13 protein-coding genes and 1 pseudogene are annotated in these 18,966 nt (G+C 73.6%); 10 read left to right on the top strand and 4 right to left on the bottom strand.

Annotation, left to right across the window (positions count from 1 at the left end):
* Window positions 1–294 precede the first annotated feature (294 nt).
* Window positions 295–1,272, top strand: a complete 978-nt coding sequence (locus tag LUZ64_RS08325; protein ID WP_095581215.1) for a helix-turn-helix transcriptional regulator — start codon at window positions 295–297, stop codon at window positions 1,270–1,272.
* 220 nt (window positions 1,273–1,492) lie between these two features.
* Here LUZ64_RS08325 and LUZ64_RS08320 read toward each other — a convergent pair whose 3' ends face one another.
* Window positions 1,493–1,816 carry an antibiotic biosynthesis monooxygenase family protein gene (locus tag LUZ64_RS08320; protein WP_095581216.1) on the bottom strand — a complete coding sequence of 108 codons (324 nt, stop codon included), beginning with the start codon at window positions 1,814–1,816 and terminating at the stop codon, window positions 1,493–1,495.
* 136 nt (window positions 1,817–1,952) lie between these two features.
* Entirely contained in the window at window positions 1,953–3,956 is a 2,004-nt protein-coding gene (locus LUZ64_RS08315; RefSeq protein WP_170116736.1) for a glycosyltransferase family 2 protein, read from the bottom strand.
* A gap of 335 nt (window positions 3,957–4,291) precedes the next feature.
* Here LUZ64_RS08315 and LUZ64_RS08310 point away from each other — a divergent pair, with 335 nt between their 5' ends.
* The 8 genes from LUZ64_RS08310 (at window position 4,292) to LUZ64_RS08275 (ending at window position 14,349) form a co-directional block, all read left to right on the top strand.
* Entirely contained in the window at window positions 4,292–5,014 is a 723-nt protein-coding gene (locus LUZ64_RS08310) for a hypothetical protein (RefSeq protein ID WP_143593106.1), read from the top strand.
* A gap of 1 nt (window position 5,015) precedes the next feature.
* Window positions 5,016–6,548 (top strand): class I adenylate-forming enzyme family protein, encoded by a 1,533-nt coding sequence (locus LUZ64_RS08305; protein WP_095581219.1) that lies wholly within the window; start codon window positions 5,016–5,018, stop codon window positions 6,546–6,548.
* Entirely contained in the window at window positions 6,535–7,353 is an 819-nt protein-coding gene (locus tag LUZ64_RS08300; RefSeq protein ID WP_095581220.1) for an SDR family NAD(P)-dependent oxidoreductase, read from the top strand. The genes LUZ64_RS08305 and LUZ64_RS08300 overlap by 14 nt, the downstream gene beginning before the upstream one ends.
* Before the next feature lie 405 nt (window positions 7,354–7,758).
* Window positions 7,759–9,219, top strand: coding sequence for an NADP-dependent phosphogluconate dehydrogenase (gnd, locus tag LUZ64_RS08295; protein WP_095581221.1), 1,461 nt, complete (start codon window positions 7,759–7,761; stop codon window positions 9,217–9,219).
* Between the two features lie 273 nt (window positions 9,220–9,492).
* Entirely contained in the window at window positions 9,493–9,990 is a 498-nt protein-coding gene (locus LUZ64_RS08290) for a DUF6643 family protein (RefSeq protein WP_095581222.1), read from the top strand.
* Between the two features lie 121 nt (window positions 9,991–10,111).
* Window positions 10,112–10,954 (top strand): MOSC domain-containing protein, encoded by an 843-nt coding sequence (locus LUZ64_RS08285; protein ID WP_095581223.1) that lies wholly within the window; start codon window positions 10,112–10,114, stop codon window positions 10,952–10,954.
* 264 nt (window positions 10,955–11,218) lie between these two features.
* Window positions 11,219–11,821, top strand: a complete 603-nt coding sequence (locus LUZ64_RS08280; protein ID WP_232390906.1) for an Rv1733c family protein — start codon at window positions 11,219–11,221, stop codon at window positions 11,819–11,821.
* A gap of 95 nt (window positions 11,822–11,916) precedes the next feature.
* Complete coding sequence (locus tag LUZ64_RS08275; RefSeq protein WP_095581225.1) at window positions 11,917–14,349, top strand: right-handed parallel beta-helix repeat-containing protein; 2,433 nt, start codon at window positions 11,917–11,919, stop codon at window positions 14,347–14,349.
* Here the strand turns inward: LUZ64_RS08275 and LUZ64_RS08270 are convergent.
* A complete protein-coding gene (locus LUZ64_RS08270; protein WP_232389709.1) occupies window positions 14,319–16,670 on the bottom strand; it encodes a hypothetical protein in 2,352 nt (783 codons plus the stop codon). The two genes, LUZ64_RS08275 and LUZ64_RS08270, sit on opposite strands and share 31 nt — an antisense overlap.
* 185 nt (window positions 16,671–16,855) lie before the next feature.
* Here LUZ64_RS08270 and LUZ64_RS08265 point away from each other — a divergent pair, with 185 nt between their 5' ends.
* Complete coding sequence (locus LUZ64_RS08265; RefSeq protein WP_095582191.1) at window positions 16,856–17,701, top strand: DeoR/GlpR family DNA-binding transcription regulator; 846 nt, start codon at window positions 16,856–16,858, stop codon at window positions 17,699–17,701.
* Between the two features lie 61 nt (window positions 17,702–17,762).
* Here LUZ64_RS08265 and cds1 read toward each other — a convergent pair.
* Window positions 17,763–18,905 (bottom strand): annotated as a pseudogene (gene cds1 / locus LUZ64_RS08260) (L-cysteine desulfhydrase Cds1).
* Window positions 18,906–18,966: the final 61 nt, after the last annotated feature.

Genomic DNA, 18,966 nt, shown 5'->3' with positions numbered 1-18,966 from the left:
CCGGCCGGGCTTCCGGTGCTGACGGAGCCGCTGGAGCCGGTTCACGGAACTGCCGGGACCGTTCGGGTCGCCGGCGCTTCCGCGCCGTCCCGGTGGTCACCATCCTGGTCGGCCGCCCCGCGCGGGGGAAGGGGTTCGGGCCGGTCCAAACCGTCCTGGCCGGTTTGTGCCACGGGCGCCGGCCCGCGGCACCGGGGGGCCGGAAGCGGCGTCCCGGCGTGTTGATCCGCTGTTGACCGTGCCCGCGCAGACTGACCGGCACGGGGGTGCTTGTCGCACGAGGAAGGGTTACGCATGTTGGTGGCACTCGGTCTGGAGACGACGGACGAGGCGGTCTACCGCGAGATGCTGGAGTCCCCCGCCCTGGGGGTCGAGGAGATCGCGGCCCGCTTGGCGACCACTTCCGACCGCGTCCGCGCCTGTCTGGACAAGCTGTTCGAGCTGCGGCTCGTGCAGGAGTCCTTCGAGACGCCCGGCCGCTTCCTGGCGGTGGAGCCGGCCATGGGGCTCCAGCGGCTGCTGGCCCGGCAGCACGCCGAACTGATGGAGCGGCAGCGGCAGATGGCGGACAGCCAGGCCTCGTTCCTCCGCCTGTTCGCCGGTACGGGCGCCCGCTCCTCCTCCGGTGGCGGCGTCGAGCGGCTGGTGGGCGAGGACGCGGTGCGGCGGCGGCTCCAGGAGCTGGCCCGCGACGCGGTCCGCGAGGTGCTGACGTTCCTGCCCGGCGGCCCTCGGTCGGCGGCGGACCTGCGGGCGGCGCGGCACGACGACGGGCACGCCCTGGGGCGGGGGGTGGCGATCCGGGTGATCGGCCCGGAGGGGGTCCGCGAGGACGCCGCGACCCTGGGCTACGCGCGGTGGCTGACGCGACAGCGCGGTGAGTTCCGCACCACGGCGAGCCTGCCACCGCGGATGGTCCTGGTCGACGGGGTGACGGCACTGATCCCGCTCGATCCGGACGACACCCGCCGGGGCGCCCTGTGCCTGTCCGGCCCGGCGCTGCTGGCCCCGCTCCTCGCCCTCTTCGAGCAGACCTGGGAACGGGCCGCTCCGCTGGGTCCTCCCGGCGCCGGGCCCGCCCATCCGCTGTCCGACCACGAACGCGCCCTGCTCACCTACATCGCCCAGGGGCACACGGACGAGTCGGCCGCCCGGCAGCTGCACGTCTCGCCACGCACCGCCCGCCGCACGATGGCCTCCCTCATGGACCGCCTCGGCGCCCGTAGCCGCTTCGAGGCGGGCTTGAAGGCGGCGCGGCTGGGCTGGCTGTGAGCGCGGCGGGGCGACTGTGAGCGGGCGGGGCGGGGCCGACCGTGAACAAGCGGAGGAGGCCGGCTGTGAACAAGCGGGGTCGGGGTGAACAGCGAGCCGGCCGCCGACTGTCGTGCCCCGGCGACCCGGCGGGCGCAACGATCGCGGGTGCGGCCCGGCCACGGCGAAGGACGGCGGGGCCACGGCGCGACAGCCCCGTGACCCCGCCGGCTCCGTGGCGTCAGTCGTTCCCGGGCGTCGCGTGCTGGACGACCTCGAAGGCCATCAGCTTCGACCCCGTGGCCGCCGGCTTCGGCCGCTCTCCGTCGCCGCCGCCCTGGTGCCCCTGCCGCATCGCGCCGTTGAACCAGTTCTGGTAGTCCTCCTCACTGCGCCAGCGGGTGTAGACGAAGTACTCGTCCGTCCCCTCCACGGGCCGCAGCAGCTCGAACCACTCGAACCCGTCCGCGCCCTCCACCAGGCCCGCCCGTGCCGCGAACCGCTTCTCCAGAAGCTCGCGCTGTTCGGCGGGGACCGTCAGGACGTTGATCTTCACTACGCTCATGCCCCCATGGTGCCGGACGCGGGTGACGGGTGAGGCGGCGGGGGCGGCGCAGCGTGTCCCCGGGCTCGCCCGCCCCGCGGACCGGCCGCCCGGCGGCGGCTCCGGAGTCGATGCCCCGTGTCACCGAGCCCGACGGCTAGCGCCGCTTCAACCGCTTTCTCACCGCCTTCAGCAGCTCCACCCGCCCCACCCGCAACGTCAGCGCGTCATGCCCCGCCAGCGGCTTGGCGTACCAGGGCATACCGAACCGCCGCCAGCGGGCGGGCTTCGGCGAGGGCTGCGCGGGTACGGGGACGGACCACTCCTTGCCGTCCACCGTAAGGCGGAGGGTCAGCTTCCACTCGCCGGCGGTGACGCAGGGCACCCGTGCCGTGAACGCGCCTTCGGAGGCCGAGGACGAGGGCTCGGCGAGCACCACCTGTTCGGCGCCGTTCGCTCCCTCGGCGCGCACGGTGAGTGCGCCCTGGGGCCAATCGCTCAGCCCGCAGCGGCCGTTCACGACGAGCGTGGCGGAGGACTCGGACGACCACTGCGCGCCGGTGACCCGCAGGCTCGGCCGTACACGGTGACGGGTCTCGCCCACGTCCAGTGTGAGGTTGCCGTAAGGCTTGGTGGTGTAGAGGGCGGCCGCGGTCCCGCCGTCCGTGACGACCATGGTGGTCGCCGTGGTCACGGACTCCGCACGGCTGCTGCCGAGGCGCACCTCCTTCACGATGCCCTGGGCGGTCACGGCGAGCGAGATGTCCCAGAGGCCGGCCGTCAGCGGGGCGAGGTCGATCGTCGCGTCGTACTCCGCCGTGTCGCGGTCGTGGAGGTCGCCGCCCTTGCCGGCACCCGGGGCAGGGGTGTGATCGACCGCGAGGCGGTGCTCCGTGTCCGTGCCGCGCTTGCGCAGGACGAGCTGACCGGTGACGTCACGCGTGGATATTCGGTCGATGCGGGCGTGCCCGGTGAGGCGCAGCCGGGTGGTGTCGAGCTCCGCGGAGTCGACGCGGTGGAGGGTGCGCAGCTCGGCCGTGAGGTCGTAGCAGTCGTCGGGGACGTTCAGCGTGGTGTCGCGGAAGTAGGGGTAGTGGGCGTAGGCGCGACCGTCTTCGACCTGGATTTCCGGGAGGGCCGTGGCCGTGGCGGCGAGGGTGGTGATGCCGTAGCTGGCCGCGCCTCGGTCGAGCTCCCAGCGGACGAGGGTGAGGAGCTCGTCGAGGAGGTCGCGGCCGACGAGGTGGCAACGCAGGCGGACCGCGGCGGGCAGGCGGGCGGCCAGGCCGTCGGTCCAGTACAGCGTCACCAGATCGGCCAGCTCGTGCAGCGACTTCTCCTGGACGTCACGGCGGGGTTCACGGCTCAGCTGCAGCACGGCGTCCCGCAGCTCGACCGCGAAGTGCCGGTGCATCAGCGCGTCGCGATCGGGGCCGGCCGGCACACGGTCGGCGACGAGCTCGACCATGGTGCGGAAGAGGTCCACCCGCATCCGTGTGCCGTGCTCCTGCGCGGTGATGTTGTTGCCGTCCTCGCGCGCGACCCAGTAAAGGCAGTCGTAGTCGGCGACGACGGATATCGCGGCGGCCTCGAGGTAGGCGGTGGCGACGAACGGCTGGTCCTCACCGATCGACAGGCCCGTGTCGAAGCGGAGCCGAAGCCGGTCGATCAGCTCGCGACGGAACAGCTTCATGGGGTTGAGGGTCCAGTAGACCCTGGAGGAGAAGACATCGGTCTTGGGCTGGTTCCGCTTGAACATCGACTGGGGTGCGCGGCGCCCGCCCTCCCCCACGATCCGCCCGAGGGCGACGTCGGAGCCGTTCTCGTCCGCCGCCGCGATCATGCGCTCAAGGGCTTCGGGGCCGATGCGGTCGTCGGCGTCGAGGAAATAGACATAGCGTCCGGTGGCGCGGTCGAGCCCGAGGTTGCGCGGACCCGCCGGACCGCCGGAGTTCGGCTGGTGGATCACACTCATCAGCGGCGCCCGCTCCGCCAGCCGGTCGAGCTCCTCCGCCGTACCGTCCGTGGATCCGTCGTCGACCACGATCAGCTCGATCCGGTCCGCCCCCAGGGACTGATCGAGAACGGAGGCGACGCTGCCGGTCACGTACGGCATGGCGTTGTACGCCGCGATGATGACCGTGACATCAGGCCCAGGCATGGTGAAGCACTCCATTCCCGCAGTTCAAGGTATTTTTCCAGGATATAGGAGTTATCGAAATACCATTCCTCGAACGCCGCGGGCGTTCCTCGAGTGCCGCGAGCGGGCGGCGGGCGACAGTGACGCGGCGGGCACATTCGACGGGCACGGCGGACACGTCACTGCAACGCCACCCTTGCCCTTCCCTCCGGAACCCGGACAGGGGTGCTTCAGTCGGCGTGTGCGGTCAGGTGCGAAGTGCACTGCCAGGGCGGTGCAGTTCGGTGTCGGGGAACGGCTTCGTACGGACCCGGCAGTTTCGTTTGGATCAGTAAGTCGTTGGGTTGGTTGTGCCGTTGACTGATGCGCAGTGGGCGCAGATCGAGCCGTTGTCCCTGGACCGGGCTTCGCACGGAGCCGGTATCGACTCTCCGGTGGGAACCGCCACCGCGCAAGTGGCGTTGTCCGGAGAGCACGCGATGCGCCACCCCACCGCTCCCGCGGACACCCGCGACGGGTTCCCCGCCGGCGACCTCCCGGGTTTCCGGTCGCCTGTCACCCGCATACTGCTCGCCAGCGACGGTTTGACCACCGTCCTGCTCCAGGCGCTCACACGATCAGCCCTCACACCACAGGTGGACGGCATCGAGATGACGCCGGGGCAGCATGTGGAGGCGACGGCGCGTGGGCTACTGCGCCTGGCGACGGACGATGTGTGCCTGGTGCGCCGTTCCCGGTTGGTCAGCCGTACCGGTGAGGTGGTGTCGGCGAACATCGTGACGGCGCGGGCCGGACAGGACGCACGGATCGACGCGGCGATGCGGGATCGTACGCGCCCCATCGGGTTCGCGTTCGCCGCGGCGGGCTTGCCGATGAACCGCCGCATCAGCCGCATCGGCCTGACGAGCTGGCCGCAGGCCCCGGACACGCCCTGCGCTTTCAAGGCCTACACCCTGAACGCCGACGACAGGCCGTGGGCGTACATCCGCGAGCTGTTCAGCCCTCGGATCGTTCCACCCGCGACACGGGCCGAGCCCGGGATGCGGACCGAGGCGGCGGCAGCCGGGGAGCGTGCTTGAGATGTTCCGTGACGCCCTGATCGACGCCCTCGCCGCGGGCGGCGCCCGCGTCGCCGTCCTCGACGACACCGCGGCCTGTTCCTACGCCGAGTTGGACGCCTGGTCCTCCTCGCTGGCCGACACCCTTCGCCCGCTGACGCGGACCCCGGAGGACTGCGCCGCGCTCCTCCTGCCCAACGGTGCTTCCTGGCTCGCCGCGCACCTCGCCGCCCACAAGGCGGGCATGGCGGTGGCACCGATGAACGCCGTGCTCACCGAGCACGAGATCGTCCGCGTGCTGGAGCATCTCCGCCCCCGGGCGCTGCTGACCGGCCCGGACCGGTCGGATGACATCAAGGAGCTGTGCGCCGGGCGACGGCTGCGTGTGGACGTGATCGCGGCAACGCCGGGAAGGCATGTCGTGCGGCGCGGTCCACACGAAGCGGCAGGGGCGAAGACGCGGGCGGCCACCGGCCGCGTGGCGGACGCCCCGTGCATGATCATGCACACATCGGGATCGACGGGCCTCTGCCGTCCCGTGGTCCAGACGGAACAGGCGCTTCACCTCGCGGTCGGCTTCTGGCGCGGCCGGCACCGCGGTCCCGATGATGTGGTGGCCGTTCCCATCCCCCTCGCGCACACCTACGGCCATCTCGCGGCGATCTCCACTCTGCTGGCCGGGGCGACGCTGCTGACCTCCTCCCGCGCCTTCGAGCCGACCTGGTGGCTGGAGCAGCTGGTCGCTCGCGACGTCACCGTCATCGAGGCGGTGCCGACCGCCTACCGCGGGCTGCTGGAGGCCGCCGGTCCGTGGTGGCGGCCGGCCGCTTTGCGGCGCTGCCTGAGTGCGGGGCAGCAGACGCCCGCCGACCTGCGACGCGACTGGCATCGGCACACCGGCGTGGAGTTGCTGCAGAGCTGGGGAATGACCGAACTCTCCGGCGCGGGGCTGAGCCCCACCGCTGATTCCTGTCGGGACGGCGCCGGCGTCCCGGTACCGGGCCTGGAAGTCCGCGTCGTCGACCCCCAGACCCCCGGACACCCCGTGCCGGCCGGTACGGTCGGCGAACTGTGGGTGCGGGGCCCCCAGGTCACCCCCGGCTACCTGACGAGCTCCGGACAGATGGCATCCGTCACCGACGACGGCTGGCTGCGCACCGGCGATCTGGTGGTCCGCGACGCGCACGAGTGCGTCCGCGTCGTCGGGCGGTCCAAGGACACCATCATGACCGGTGGGTACAGTGTGCAGCCCGCCGAGATCGAGGACGTACTGCGCACTCATCCCGAGGTCGAGGACGCCGCCGTGATCGCCCGTACCGACCCCCGGCGCGGCGAAGTCCCCCACGCCGTGATCGTTCCCCGGCACGACCGTCGGCCGGACGCCGAGGAACTGCTCAGCCACTGCCGCGGCCTGCTCGCCCGGTACAAGGTGCCCCGCTCCATCGACTTCGCCGAGCGGCTGCCCCTGTCGGCCACCGGCAAACTCGACCGTGCCGCGCTGCGCGGCCGCTACGGCGCACCCGAGCAGGAGGACACGCCCCATGTCGTCGCATGACGGGACCCGTGCGTCCCACGAGTGTGCCGCCGGTGATCCGCCTGTTGCCGTGATCACCGGTGCCACCGGCGGACTCGGGGCGGCCATCGCGACCGCCTGTGCCGAACGGGGATTCCGGCCGGCCCTTGTCGCGCGCACCCGCTCGGCGCTCGAACGCCTCGCGGCGGCGCTGCCCGCACAGCCGGGCAGTCCGGTCACGACGGTGTGCGCGGATGTCAGCGACATGTCGGCCGCTGCCGTCGCCATGCAGAAGATCTATGCCGACTGCGGCCGCATCGATGTCCTCATCGACAACGCCGGCGTGGAAGGCCCCATCGGCCTCACCTGGGAGATCCCCGTCGAACAATGGTGGGAGGCGGTGCGCGTCAACACACTGAGCACCGTCGCCACGGTGCATGCCGCGATTCCGCTGATGGCTCGTCATGGCGGTGGCCGTGTCATCAGCATCAGCAGCGCCGCGGGACGGCACCGCTGGCCCACCTTGTCCTCCTACTCCGTCGCCAAGGCCGCCGGCATCACGTTCATCGAGAACATCGCCAGCGAAGCCCGCCCCTACGGAGTCCTGGCCTTCAGCCTGCATCCCGGGATCGTGGCGACCGGACTCACCACGAGCGCACTGGACGAGACCGACTCCACCGACCCCTGGCGCCGGCGCCGCGCCCTCTGGCTCCGCGAGCAGATCGAAGCAGGGCGGGCCGTTCCCCTCCCTCGAGCGGTCAGCGCCGTCCTCGAACTGGCCACGGGCCCGGCGGCGGAACTGTCCGGTCGCTACCTGACTGTCGAGGACGTCACCTTGTCGCGGTAGCCGGCCTCAGGGCGTGCCACAGCAGAGAACCGTGGCTGGTCGGCATCCGGCCCGCCGGAACCCGCCACGGACCGCCTGTAGGCGCCAAGATCACGCGATCGTCTGATCACGCCCCTCTTACCTCGCCTGCCTCCGACGCTCGGATCCGGTGACCTCACGCCCCGAGCCCTCACTTGTCCGAATCACACAATCGGAACCTGGGTGCGGACACCTCCGCCAAGAAGGGAGGTGACAAGATCGAGGTCACCTCAGCGCACTTCCGACCATCCCCTCACGGCCGTGCCACGATGGCCGGGTGACACCCGGCGGCCCGGCGGGAAGATCTTGATGTCCTCCGGCGTCGCCGCCTCGCACAAGCCTTACGCACAGCCTCACCGACGCACGTGACAGGAGTGGATCCCCGCAATGCCCAGCACCCCCTCCCCCAAGGCCACCGCGCAGATCGGCGTCACCGGGCTCGCCGTCATGGGCAGCAACCTCGCCCGGAACTTCGCCCGGCACGGGCACACCGTCGCCCTCCACAACCGCACCTACGCCAAGACCGAGGCGCTCGTCGGCGAGCACGGCCACGAGGGGGACTTCGTCCCGGCCGAGTCCGCCGAGGACTTCGTCGCCGCGCTGCAGAAGCCCCGACGGATCGTCATCATGGTCAAGGCCGGGGACCCGACGGACGCCGTCATCGACGAGTTCGCCGCGCTCCTGGAGCCCGGCGACGTCATCATCGACGGCGGCAACGCCCACTTCGCCGACACCCGCCGCCGCGAGAAGGCCCTCCGTGAGAAGGGCATCCACTTCGTCGGCGCGGGCATCTCCGGCGGCGAGGAAGGCGCGCTCAACGGGCCCGCCATCATGCCCGGCGGATCGGAGGAGTCCTACAAGGCCCTCGGCCCCCTCCTGGAGTCCATCGCCGCCAAGGCCGAGGACGGCAACCCCTGTTGCGTCCACGTCGGCCCCGACGGCGCCGGACACTTCGTCAAAATGGTGCACAACGGCATCGAGTACGCCGACATGCAGCTCATCGCCGAGGCCTACGACCTGCTGCGCAACGTCGCCGGGTTCGCGCCGGCCCGGATCGCCGAGACCTTCCGCGGCTGGAACGCCGGGCGCCTGGACTCGTACCTCATCGAGATCACCGCGGAGGTGCTCGCCCACACCGACGCCGCCACCGGGCGGCCCTTCGTGGACGTGGTGGCCGACGAGGCCGAGCAGAAGGGCACCGGCCGGTGGACGGTGCAGACCGCGCTGGACCTCGGGACCCCGGTGTCCGGCATCGCCGAGGCCGTGTTCGCCCGCTCGGTCTCCGGCCACCGCGACCTCCGCGAGGCGGCCCGTGAGCTGCCCGGGCCGCGGCGCGCGGCGCTCCCCGACGACGAGGCGGCGGCCTTCGCGGCGCGGGTCGAGGAGGCGCTGTACGCGTCGAAGGTCGTCTCGTACGCCCAGGGCTGGAACATGATCAGCGCCGCGAGCGCCGAGTACGGCTGGGACATCGACCTCGGCGCCATGGCCGCCATCTGGCGGGGCGGCTGCATCATCCGGGCCGCGTTCCTGGATCGCATCAGGAGCGCCTTCGCGGCCGACCCGGCACTGCCCACCCTGCTGGCCGACAAGGGCTTCGCCGAGGAGGTCGGGCGGGCCCAGGACGCCTGGCGCTCGGTCGTCACCACCGCCGTCGCCCACGGCGTGCCCACCCCCGGCTTCTCCGCCGCCCTCGCCTACTACGACGCGCTGCGCGCCGAGCGGCTGCCCGCCGCGCTGACGCAGGGGCAGCGCGACTTCTTCGGCGCGCACACCTACCGGCGCGCCGACCGCGAGGGGTCGTTCCACACCCGGTGGAGCGGGGAGCGCGACGAGGAGCGCACCGCCTGATTCCGGCCGCCGGCGGCCGGCCCCCGGTGGAGGCGGCCCGCGCGGGCCGCCTCCGACGCCACCTGACGGGCCGCCAGATCACCTGCGGGCACATCGTCGGAAAAGGTGCGAACAGGTCGTGCGACACGCCGAAAATCGGTGACCGGATCACCCGCTCGTATGGATGTGTCCCTACCTGTCGTTTCTGTCCTGACCTGCGTCTTTGCAGGTCAGAAAGGGGTTGCGGCGACCTCGGCGTAGACCGGGCCGGGGAAAGGGCTTAACTTATGCGCTATGACCTCCCCCCGCAGCACCTACGGCGGTGGCTACTACGCCGCGCCGTCGTTCCCGGACACCCCCATCTACGACAGCCTTGTCGCGGAGCGGGGCACCCCGCAGATCGCGCCCATCCGGGTGTCGTCGCCGTACGACGGCGGGAGCCAGCTGCCCGCCCTCCCGGCGCTGCCCTCGGGCCCGTCGGCCGCACCGCAGCCGCAGGCGCCGCAGAGCGGCTACGCCGCCCCCGGCCAGCAGTACGGCTACCCGGCCGCGAACGGCCAGCAGCCCGCCGGCCTCCAGCAGGCCCCGGCGCCCTACATCCCGCAGCAGGCGCCGCGCTACGCGGGGCCCCAGCAGCAGTACCAGCAGCCGCGTCCGGCGGCCGCCGGTCCCGCCGGCACCGGCGGCCCGGCCGGTTACGACGCGATGCGGCCCGTGGCGCCCCGCCCCGCCCCCGCGCAGTACGAGGACCCGTACAACCGGCCGTACCCCCCGCAGCAGGGCGGCTACTGAGCCTCGCCGACCCGGCCGGGCGGCCGGGCGACGCCGGGTGCCGGGGGGCCGGGGCGGGCGTAGCGAACGAAGCGACGGGGGGAATCGTCCGGTCATCGGGCCGCGGTGGCAGGATGGCCGCATGTCCACGCCAGTGCTGACCTCGGTCCACTACTACCCCGTCAAGTCCATGGCCGGGTGCGCGCCCGCCGAGGCGGCCGTGGAACCCTGGGGGCTCGCCGGGGACCGGCGGTGGCTGGTCACCGACGAGAGCGGCGCGCAGATCACCCAACGGCAGCGGCCGAGACTCGCGCTGGCCTCGGCCCGGCCCTCGGCGGGCGGCGGGATCCGGCTCCACGCGCCGGGCGCCGAGCCGATCGACGTCCCCGTGCCCGACGCCGCCGAGCGGGGCGGCACGGTCACGGTGCGGGTGTTCCAGGACAAGGTCGAGGCCGTCCCGGCCGGGGCCGCGGCGGACGCGTGGGTGAGCGACTTCCTGGAGTGCCCGGCCCGGCTGCTGCACATGGACGACCCGGCGGTCCGGCGCACGATCGACCCCGAGTACTCCCGGCCGGGTGAGACAGTGAGCTTCGCCGACGGCTTTCCGCTGCTGGCCGCCGCGCAAGGCTCGCTGGACGCCCTCAACTCCCTGATCTCCGAGGGCGACCACGCCGAGGAGGGCCCGCTGCCCATGAACCGTTTCCGGCCGAATGCGGTGATCGCGGGCACCGAGCCGTGGGCCGAGGACGGCTGGCGGCGCGTCCGGATCGGCGAGGTCACCTTCCGGGCCGTCAAGCCCAGCAAGCGCTGCGTCGTGACCACCACCGACCAGCTGACGGCCGTACGGGGCAAGGAGCCGCTGCGCACGCTCGTCCGGCACCACCGGATCGGCAACGGCGCGGTGTTCGGCATGAACCTCATCCCCGAGCACACCGGGGTGCTGCGCGTGGGCGACCCGGTCGAGATCCTGGCCCGGGTCCCCTGACATCGGGCTTCCGGCGTCGAACTCCCGAGAGCGAACCTCCGGGGCCGGACCTCGTCTCGGCCTGGAGCGGGGCCGAACCGGCGCCGGGACGAGCGCCGGGAACAGCCGCCCCGCACGCCCCTGTCGTCCCGTCACCGCACGCCACCCGTCAACGCGCCGCCGCGAACGGCATCCGGAGGGGGTGATTTTGCTCTCTCCGCCGCCTTCATCCGCATGCGATGCCCTGTGTGAGGTATCTACGGAACGCGGAAGGGGGTGAGCGTGGTGCGCGCGACGAGGTGGGCATGGCGATGGCGGCGCAATCCGCTGCGCCGCCGGACCGACGCCCTGGAGGCGTGGATCGGGGTGGCCGCCGTGGCCCTGATGCTGCTGACCGGCACGGCCGTCGGCTGGGCGACGGGAACGCTCGCGCACAAGGCGCTGCGGGAGACGGTCCGCGAACAGCAGCGGCACCGCCACCTCGTGACCGCCACGGCGCTGCGCACCCTGCGGAGCCGGCCCGCCGGGACGGAGCACGAGGCGGCGGCCGAACGCGAGGGGCACCTCCGGGTGATCGCCCGCTGGCCGGGCCCGGAGGGCGAGCGGCTCTCCGGGGTGGTCGCCGTCCGCGACGCCGCCGACCCCGGCCACCGCTTCCGGCTGTGGACGGACGACCAGGGGCGGGTCGCGGGCCGCCCCATGGACCGGGGCACCGCCGCGGTCCACGCGGTCCTCGCCGGTGCCGCCGCCGGCGCGGGGGGCGCCGGGCTGGTCGAGGGGTGCCGCAGGATCGTCGTCTGGAGGCTCACCCGACAGCGGTACGCCGAGTGGGACCGGTCCTGGCGGCAGGCCGCGCACACCTGGGGTCGCGCGGACGCGGGGAGCTGACCGGTCAACTCCCGTGGCCCGCGCGCGCTACGGTGGTCCGGCCGGTACGTACCGTGCCGGTGAACGCACGCACGAGGTGGGGGCAGAGCAGCACCATGGCACAGGGCTCGGTCCAGGTGACGCACAGCGGTACGTCGCGGTGGCGACGGCGCACGGGGGAGTACGACTCCCTGGCCTCGGCCCTGGAGGCGTCGGCGGACGGCGACGTCCTGTCCGTCGCGCCGGGCACCTACCGCGAGAATCTGGTGGTCACGCGCGCCATCACCCTGCGCGGCTGCGAGAGCGCGCGCGGCTCGGTGCGGATCGCCCCGGCGGAGGGCGTCGCCCTGACCGTGCGGGCCTCGGCGGCGCTGCTGGACCTCCACATCGAGGGGCAGGACGCCACGGCGCCCGCGCTGCTCGTCGAGGACGGCGCCCCGGAGCTGGCCGATCTGCGGATCACCACCCGCTCCGCGGCGGGCCTCGAGGTGCGCGGCGGCTCCCGGCCCACGGTGCGCCGCTGCACGGTCGACAACCCCGGCGGCACCGGGATCAGCGTGCTGGACGGCGCGGGCGGCTTCTTCGAGGACTGCGAGGTGGTGGCCGCCGGCCAGTCGGGGGTCGCCGTGCGCGGCGGCGCCCGTCCGCGGCTCGAGCGCTGCCGGGTGCACCACGCCTCGGGCGCGGGGCTGTCCATGACCGGCGAGGGCAGCGCCCTGGAGGCGATCGGCTGCGAGGTCTACGAGATCCGGGGCACCGGGGTGCAGGTGACCGCCCGCGCGGCCGGGCATCTGACCGACTGCCAGGTGCACCGCACCTCGGGTGACGGCGTGACCCTGGACACCGGCGCGGTGCTCTCGCTGATGGACTGCGAGATCCACGACGTCCCGGAGAACGGGGTGGACCTGCGCTCCCGTTCGGTGCTGTCGATGACGCGCTCGGCGGTGCGCCGCTTCGGGCGCAACGGCCTCTCCGTGTGGGACCCCGGTACCCGCGTGGAGGCCGACCGGTGCGACATCCACGAGAGCACGGGCGACTACCCGGCCGTCTGGGTCAGCGACGGCGCCTCCGCCGTGCTGGGCGCCTGCCGGGTGCGGGAGGTGCCGGACGCCCTGTTCGTGCTGGACCGGGGGTCCGCCGTCGAGGTGGTCGACAGCGACCTCGCGCAGGTCCGCAACACCGCTGTGTCGGTGAGCGACGGCGCGACGGCCCGCCTGGACGACTGCCGGATCCGGCAGGCCGGTACGGGCGCGTGGTTCCGCGACCACGGCAGCGGGGGCGCGATGACGGACTGCACCATCGACGGGGCGGCGACGGGCGTCATCGTCACCAAGGGCGCGGACCCCACCGTCGAGCGCTGCGTGGTCAGTTCGCCCGCCGAGGCGGGCTTCTATGTGTCGGCGGGCGGCCGGGGCACCTTCCACGACTGCCGGGTGACGGGCAGCGGCGGCTACGGCTTCCACGTCATCGACGGCTGTCGTTCGACGCTGAGCCGGTGCCGCACGGAGCGGTGCGCGCGCGGCGGCTACGAGTTCGCCGAGGCCGGCACCGTGAGCGAGGGCTGTACGAGCGACGAGGGCGCGATCGCGACGGCCGGCGCCTCGCTGTCGCCGGGCCGGGGCGTCGGCGCCCCGGTGGTGGAGGCTGCGCCCCTGGCCCGACCGGCACCGGTGCTGTCGGTCGGGGTGCCGCTCCAGCGCTCCCCCGACGACGCCGTGCCGGCCACCCCCGAGTCCGGGCGCCCGGCGGCGACGGTGCTCGGCGAGCTGGACGCCCTGGTGGGCCTGGAGAGCGTCAAGCGTGAGGTGCGGGCGCTCACGGACATGATCGAGGTCGGGCGGCGCCGGCGGGAGGCGGGGCTCAAGGCCGCGTCCGTGCGCCGGCACCTGGTCTTCACCGGCTCCCCCGGCACCGGCAAGACCACGGTGGCACGGCTCTACGGCGAGATCCTCGCCTCGCTCGGGGCGCTGGAGAGCGGGCACCTGGTGGAGGTCTCCCGGGTGGACCTGGTGGGCGAGCACATCGGCTCGACGGCCATCCGCACCCAGGAGGCCTTCGACCGGGCGCGCGGCGGGGTCCTCTTCATCGACGAGGCGTACGCCCTGTCGCCGGAGGACTCCGGTCGGGACTTCGGCCGGGAGGCCATCGACACGCTGGTGAAGCTGATGGAGGACCACCGGGACGCGGTCGTGGTGATCGTCGCCGGCTACACCGCGGAGATGCAGCGGTTCCTGACCGTCAACCCCGGTGTGGCCTCGCGCTTCTCACGCACCATCACCTTCACCGACTACGCTCCGGACGAGCTGCTGCGGATCGTGGAGCAGCAGGCGGTCGAGCAGGAGTACCGGCTCGGCGAGGGGGCGGCGGACGCCCTCCTGAAGTACTTCACGGAGATCCCCAGGGGCCCGGCCTTCGGCAACGGCCGGACCGCCCGGCAGACCTTCGAATCGATGGTCGAGCACCACGCGGGCAGGGTGGCGCAGCTGTCCGCGCCGAGCACGGACGAGCTGACCCTGCTCTACCCGGAGGACCTGCCCGAGCTGTCCTGAGCGGGTATCCAGGCGGCGAGCTCGGCCAGCAGCGCCGAGCGCTCCTCGGCGAAGGCGGGGTCGGCCTGGTAGCGGGAGTGGCAGAGGACCGGCGCGGGCAGCGGGTGCTCGGGCGTGCGCCCGTAGGCCAGGGGGTCCTTGAGGGGGCCGCGGTCGACGCGGCGGGCGCTGTCGGCGCCGGACCCGGCCGGAGGGAGCCGCACGGGGCCGCCGATGGGGTCGGTGCGGCGCCACAGATTGCGCCAGCACCGCAGGTCGTGGTGGAGCGCCGTGAGCTGCGCGGGCCCGAAGTAAGCGGGGAACCAGCGGCCGTAGAGGCGCTCCAGGGGCGAGCCGTGGGTGAGCAGGGCGACCCGGGCACGGGTACCGCGGTCGAGCTGCCAGACGGCGGCCGCCGCGAGGACGCTGCCCTGGGAGTGCCCGGAGATGACGAGCCGGCCGCCCGTGCGCTCGGTCCACGTCCGCATCCGCCAGGTGAGGTCGGGGACGGCGCGCTCGGCGTAGCAGGGTGGGGCGAAGGGGTGGGCGGCGCGCGGCCAGAAGGTGCCGACGTCCCAGAGGATGCCGACGGTGCGGCGCGCGGCGGGGTCGCGGTAGGCCCGCCGGCCCCAGGTGAGCAGGAGGACGAAGCCGAGGCCGACGCACCAGGAGCCGAGGGCCTGGGCGGTCTGCGCGCAGCTCTCGACGGCCGCGGACGTGCCGTCGGCGGCGCGGCCGGGCACGTCGCCGGTGGCCCAGGCGCCGGCGAGCGCGCCGCCGCCGAGGAGGAGGGTGAGGCCGGCCGCGGTGCCGGCGACCCAGGGGGCGGAGTCGGTGAGCCCGGCGCGGGCGACGGCTCCGGCGATGGCGCCCGTACGGGCCCGGTCGGGCTCCTCGCCGGGGTAGTCGCCGGGGACGGTGCGGAGCAGCTCGCGGCGGGTCCGCAGGGCGCGCACGGCGAGGTGGAGCGCCGGCAGGAGCAGGGCGGCGAGCAGCGGGGGTATGGCGGACGCCTGCCAGGACAGGACGACCGGGGGGCCGGCGATCGGGCCGTCGCCCATGCCGGGGGTGGCGCGGCCGTCCAGCCAGTCCGCGGCGCGCTGGGCGACGCCGGCGGTCATGAGCCCGCCGAGGGCGCAGGCGAGCGTGGCGACGACGGGGCCGGCGAGCCCGGCCAGCGGGGCCCGCTCGACGGGCTCGGCGCGGTGGAGGCGGCGGGCGACGACCGCCAGGAGGACGACCAGGAGGATCTGGGCGAGGCCCACGGCGCCGAAGAGGCGGTCGCCGGGGAGCATGCCGGTGGAGACCCAGCGGGGGCGGCTCCAGGCGGCGTGCACGGCGGCGAGCGCCAGCAGGGCGAGGGCGGCGACGGGCAGCGCCCGGACGGCGGCGCGGTCGGTCCTGCCGTCGGGGGTGGTCTCGTGGCGGCCCCGGCGGCACACGGTGAAGAGCGTGAACGCCCCGGCCGCCGACAGGGCGGCGACGAGGGCCCAGCCGGTGGCGTCCAGGGCCGTGCCGCCGCCGGGCGCGCGGTCGTGCCGGGTGGCGGCCTGGGTGAGGACGGCGGCGACGGTCAGCAGGGCGGCCGCGGTGTGCGCGGCGCGCAGGCGGGCGACGATCCGGCGGCCGTACCAGAAGCCGGGCAGGCACAGGGGCGGGCGGCCGCCCGTGCGGGGTTCGCCGTCGTCGGGGGCGGAGGGGGCGGGCGGCTGGGTCTCGTAGGCGCTCCAGGTGCGGTGGGAGAGGAACCACAGCAGGCCGGTGAGGGCGGCGGGCACGGTGGCGGCCAGGGCGAGCCGGCGGCCGGGCTGGCTCCACCAGCCGTCCCTGGCCGAGGACATGAAGCCGAGCCATGCCTTGCCCGAGGAGCAGGCGCGGTTGCCCGCGCACTGCCAGGCCGTCAGGTCGAGGGTGACCTCGCAGATCGCGGCGGTGAGCAGGACGGTGAGGCTGAGGGCGACGAGGCGGACCAGCACGCCGTAGGCCCGCGCGGTGCGGGTGCGGGCGTCGGCGGCGGGGCGCATCCAGTGGGCGAGATTGACGACCATGAAGGGCAGCAGGACGAGCCACAGGGCGCGCGAGCCGTTCCCCGACGTCAGGTTGGACCATACGTATGCCTCGCGGACGGGCCCGTCGCGCGGCTCGCGCGGGTCGTCCTCGGCGTCGAGGTCGTCGGTGCGGCGGTGGATGCCCGCGATGTCGTCGCCGGTGACGCGCTCGGTGCGCGGGTCGCCCAGCATGCTCTGCGCGGTGGCGCCGCCGACGCCGTGCACGAGCAGTTCGAGAGCGAGTCCTTGTGTCGGACGTGCCGCCCGTGTCTCCGGCTGTTCCTGTGCTGCCACCGCGTCCCCCGATCCCGGTGTGGTCCCTCACTTCCAGAATCGTCGCAGGAGGCACTGACAATGCGCGGAGGCGGGGAACGAGGCGCAATCGTGATGCGAGTCGAACGAAGCCGATCATCTGCCTTACGTGCGTGGGAAGATGAGCGGGCACAGCTGTCGGCGGCTGACCGGAAAGGACGGCCCGGGTGAGCGACAACCAGAACCTCCTCGCGGAGCAGCGGCGCGCCCTGATCCTCGACGAGGTCCGGCGGCGCGGGGGCGTGCGGGTCAACGAGCTGACGCGCAGGCTGAACGTCTCGGACATGACGGTCCGGCGGGACCTGGACGCGTTGGCGAGGGCGGGCGTCGTGGAGAAGGTGCACGGCGGTGCCGTGCCGGTCGCGGAGGCGACGGCCCACGAGCCGGGCTTCGAGGCCAAGTCGGCGCTGGAGCTGGCGGCGAAGGAGGACATCGCGCGTGCGGCGGCGCGGATGGCCGCGCGGGGCGGGGCGATCGCGCTGGCCGGCGGGACGACGGTGTTCGCGCTGGCCCGGCGGCTGGTCGACGTCCCGGATCTGACGGTGGTGACGAACTCGGTGCGGGCCGCCGACGTGTTCCACACGGCGCAGCGGTCCGTGTCGTCCACGGGGCCCGCGGCCCGGCCCGGAGCGGCGACGGTGGTGCTCACGGGCGGGGTGCGGACGCCCTCGGACACGCTGGTCGGCCCGGTCGCGGACGCCGCGATCCGCTCGCTCCACTTCGACGTGCTGTTCATCGGGGTGCACGGGATCTCCGCCGAGGCGGGTCTGTCGACCCCGAATCTCGCGGAGGCCGAGACCAACCGGCACTTCGTGCGGGCGGCGCGCCGCGTCGTGGTCCTCGCCGACCACACCAAATGGGGGACGGTGGCGCTGAGTTCGTTCGCCGCGCTGGACGAGGTGGACGCCCTGGTGACGGACGCGGGGCTGCCGCCGGCGGCGCGCCGGGAGATCGCCGAGCGGCTGCCGGAGCTGGTGGTGGCGGACGGCTTCGGCGAGACGGCGGATCCCTAGGCCCGGAACGGCCTCGTCCGGAGACCGGGCGCGGGGCGCCCGTACCACCCCGTGGGAGGCGTCAGCCGGGCCAGTGGCCGGTCGCCAGGAAGGTGGTGATGGCCGTGGTGTACGGGGCGATGTCCAGGCCCTGCTCGGCGAGCCAGGCGTCGGAGTAGTACGTGTCGAGGTAGCGCTCGCCGGGGTCGCAGATGAGGGTGACGACGCTGCCCTAGCGGCCCTGGTCGGCGAGTTCGGCGACGATCTTCAGCGCGCTCCAGAGCCCGGTGCCGCTGGAGCCGCCCGCCTTACGGCCGACGGCCGCGTCCAGGGCGCGTACGGCCGCGATGCTCGCGGCGTCCGGTACCTTCATCATCCGGTCGATCGCCCCGGCCACGAAGCTGGGTTCCATGCGGGGCCGGCCGATGCCCTCGATGCGTGAGCCGCGGTCGCTGGTCGCGGTGGGGTCGTGGTCCCGCCAGCCGTCGAAGAAGCAGGAGTTCTCGGGGTCGGCGACACAGATGTGGGTGTCGTGCTGCATGTAGCGCACATAGCGGGCGAGGGTCGCGGAGGTGCCCCCGGTGCCGGCGGTGGCGACGATCCAGGCGGGCACCGGGTGGCGTTCGAGACGCAGTTGCTGGTAGATCGACTCGGCGATGTTGTTGTTGCCCCGCCAGTCCGTGGCCCGTTCGGCGTAGGTGAACTGGTCCATGTAGTGGCCGCCGGTCCGCTCGGCGAGGGCGGCCGCCTCGGCGTACATCGTCCGGGGGTCGTCGACGAAGTGGCAGCGGGCGCCCTGGGCCTGGATCAGGCGGCACTTCTCCCGGCTGGTGGTGCGGGGCATGACGGCGACGAACGGGACGCCGATCAGGGCGGCGAAGTACGCCTCGGAGACGGCGGTGGAGCCGCTGGACGCCTCCACGACGGGGGCGTCGGGGCGGATCCAGCCGTTGCACAGGCCGTAGAGGAAGAGCGAGCGGGCGAGGCGGTGTTTGAGGCTTCCGGTGGGGTGGGTGGATTCGTCTTTGAGATAGAGGTCGATGCCCCACTCCTGCGGCAGCGGGAAGCGCAGCAGGTGGGTGTCGGCCGAGCGGTTCGCGTCGGCCTGCACCTTCCGGACGGCCTCGGCCAGCCAGGCCCGGTGGGCGGGGTCGCTGCGGTCGATGTCGACGGTGGGGACGGGAGTGGGGCCGGCGGAGCCGCCCGCGCGCACGGTGCTGTTCACGACGCTCCTCACGCAGTTCGTCCTGGCTCGTACGGGAGCACCCGGACGTTTCGATCATAAA

The sequence above is a fragment of the Streptomyces albireticuli genome, from assembly GCF_021228125.1.
In the GTDB taxonomy this organism is placed as follows: Bacteria; Actinomycetota; Actinomycetes; order Streptomycetales; family Streptomycetaceae; genus Streptomyces; species Streptomyces albireticuli.
This window is presented reverse-complemented; position numbering and strand designations above follow the sequence as displayed.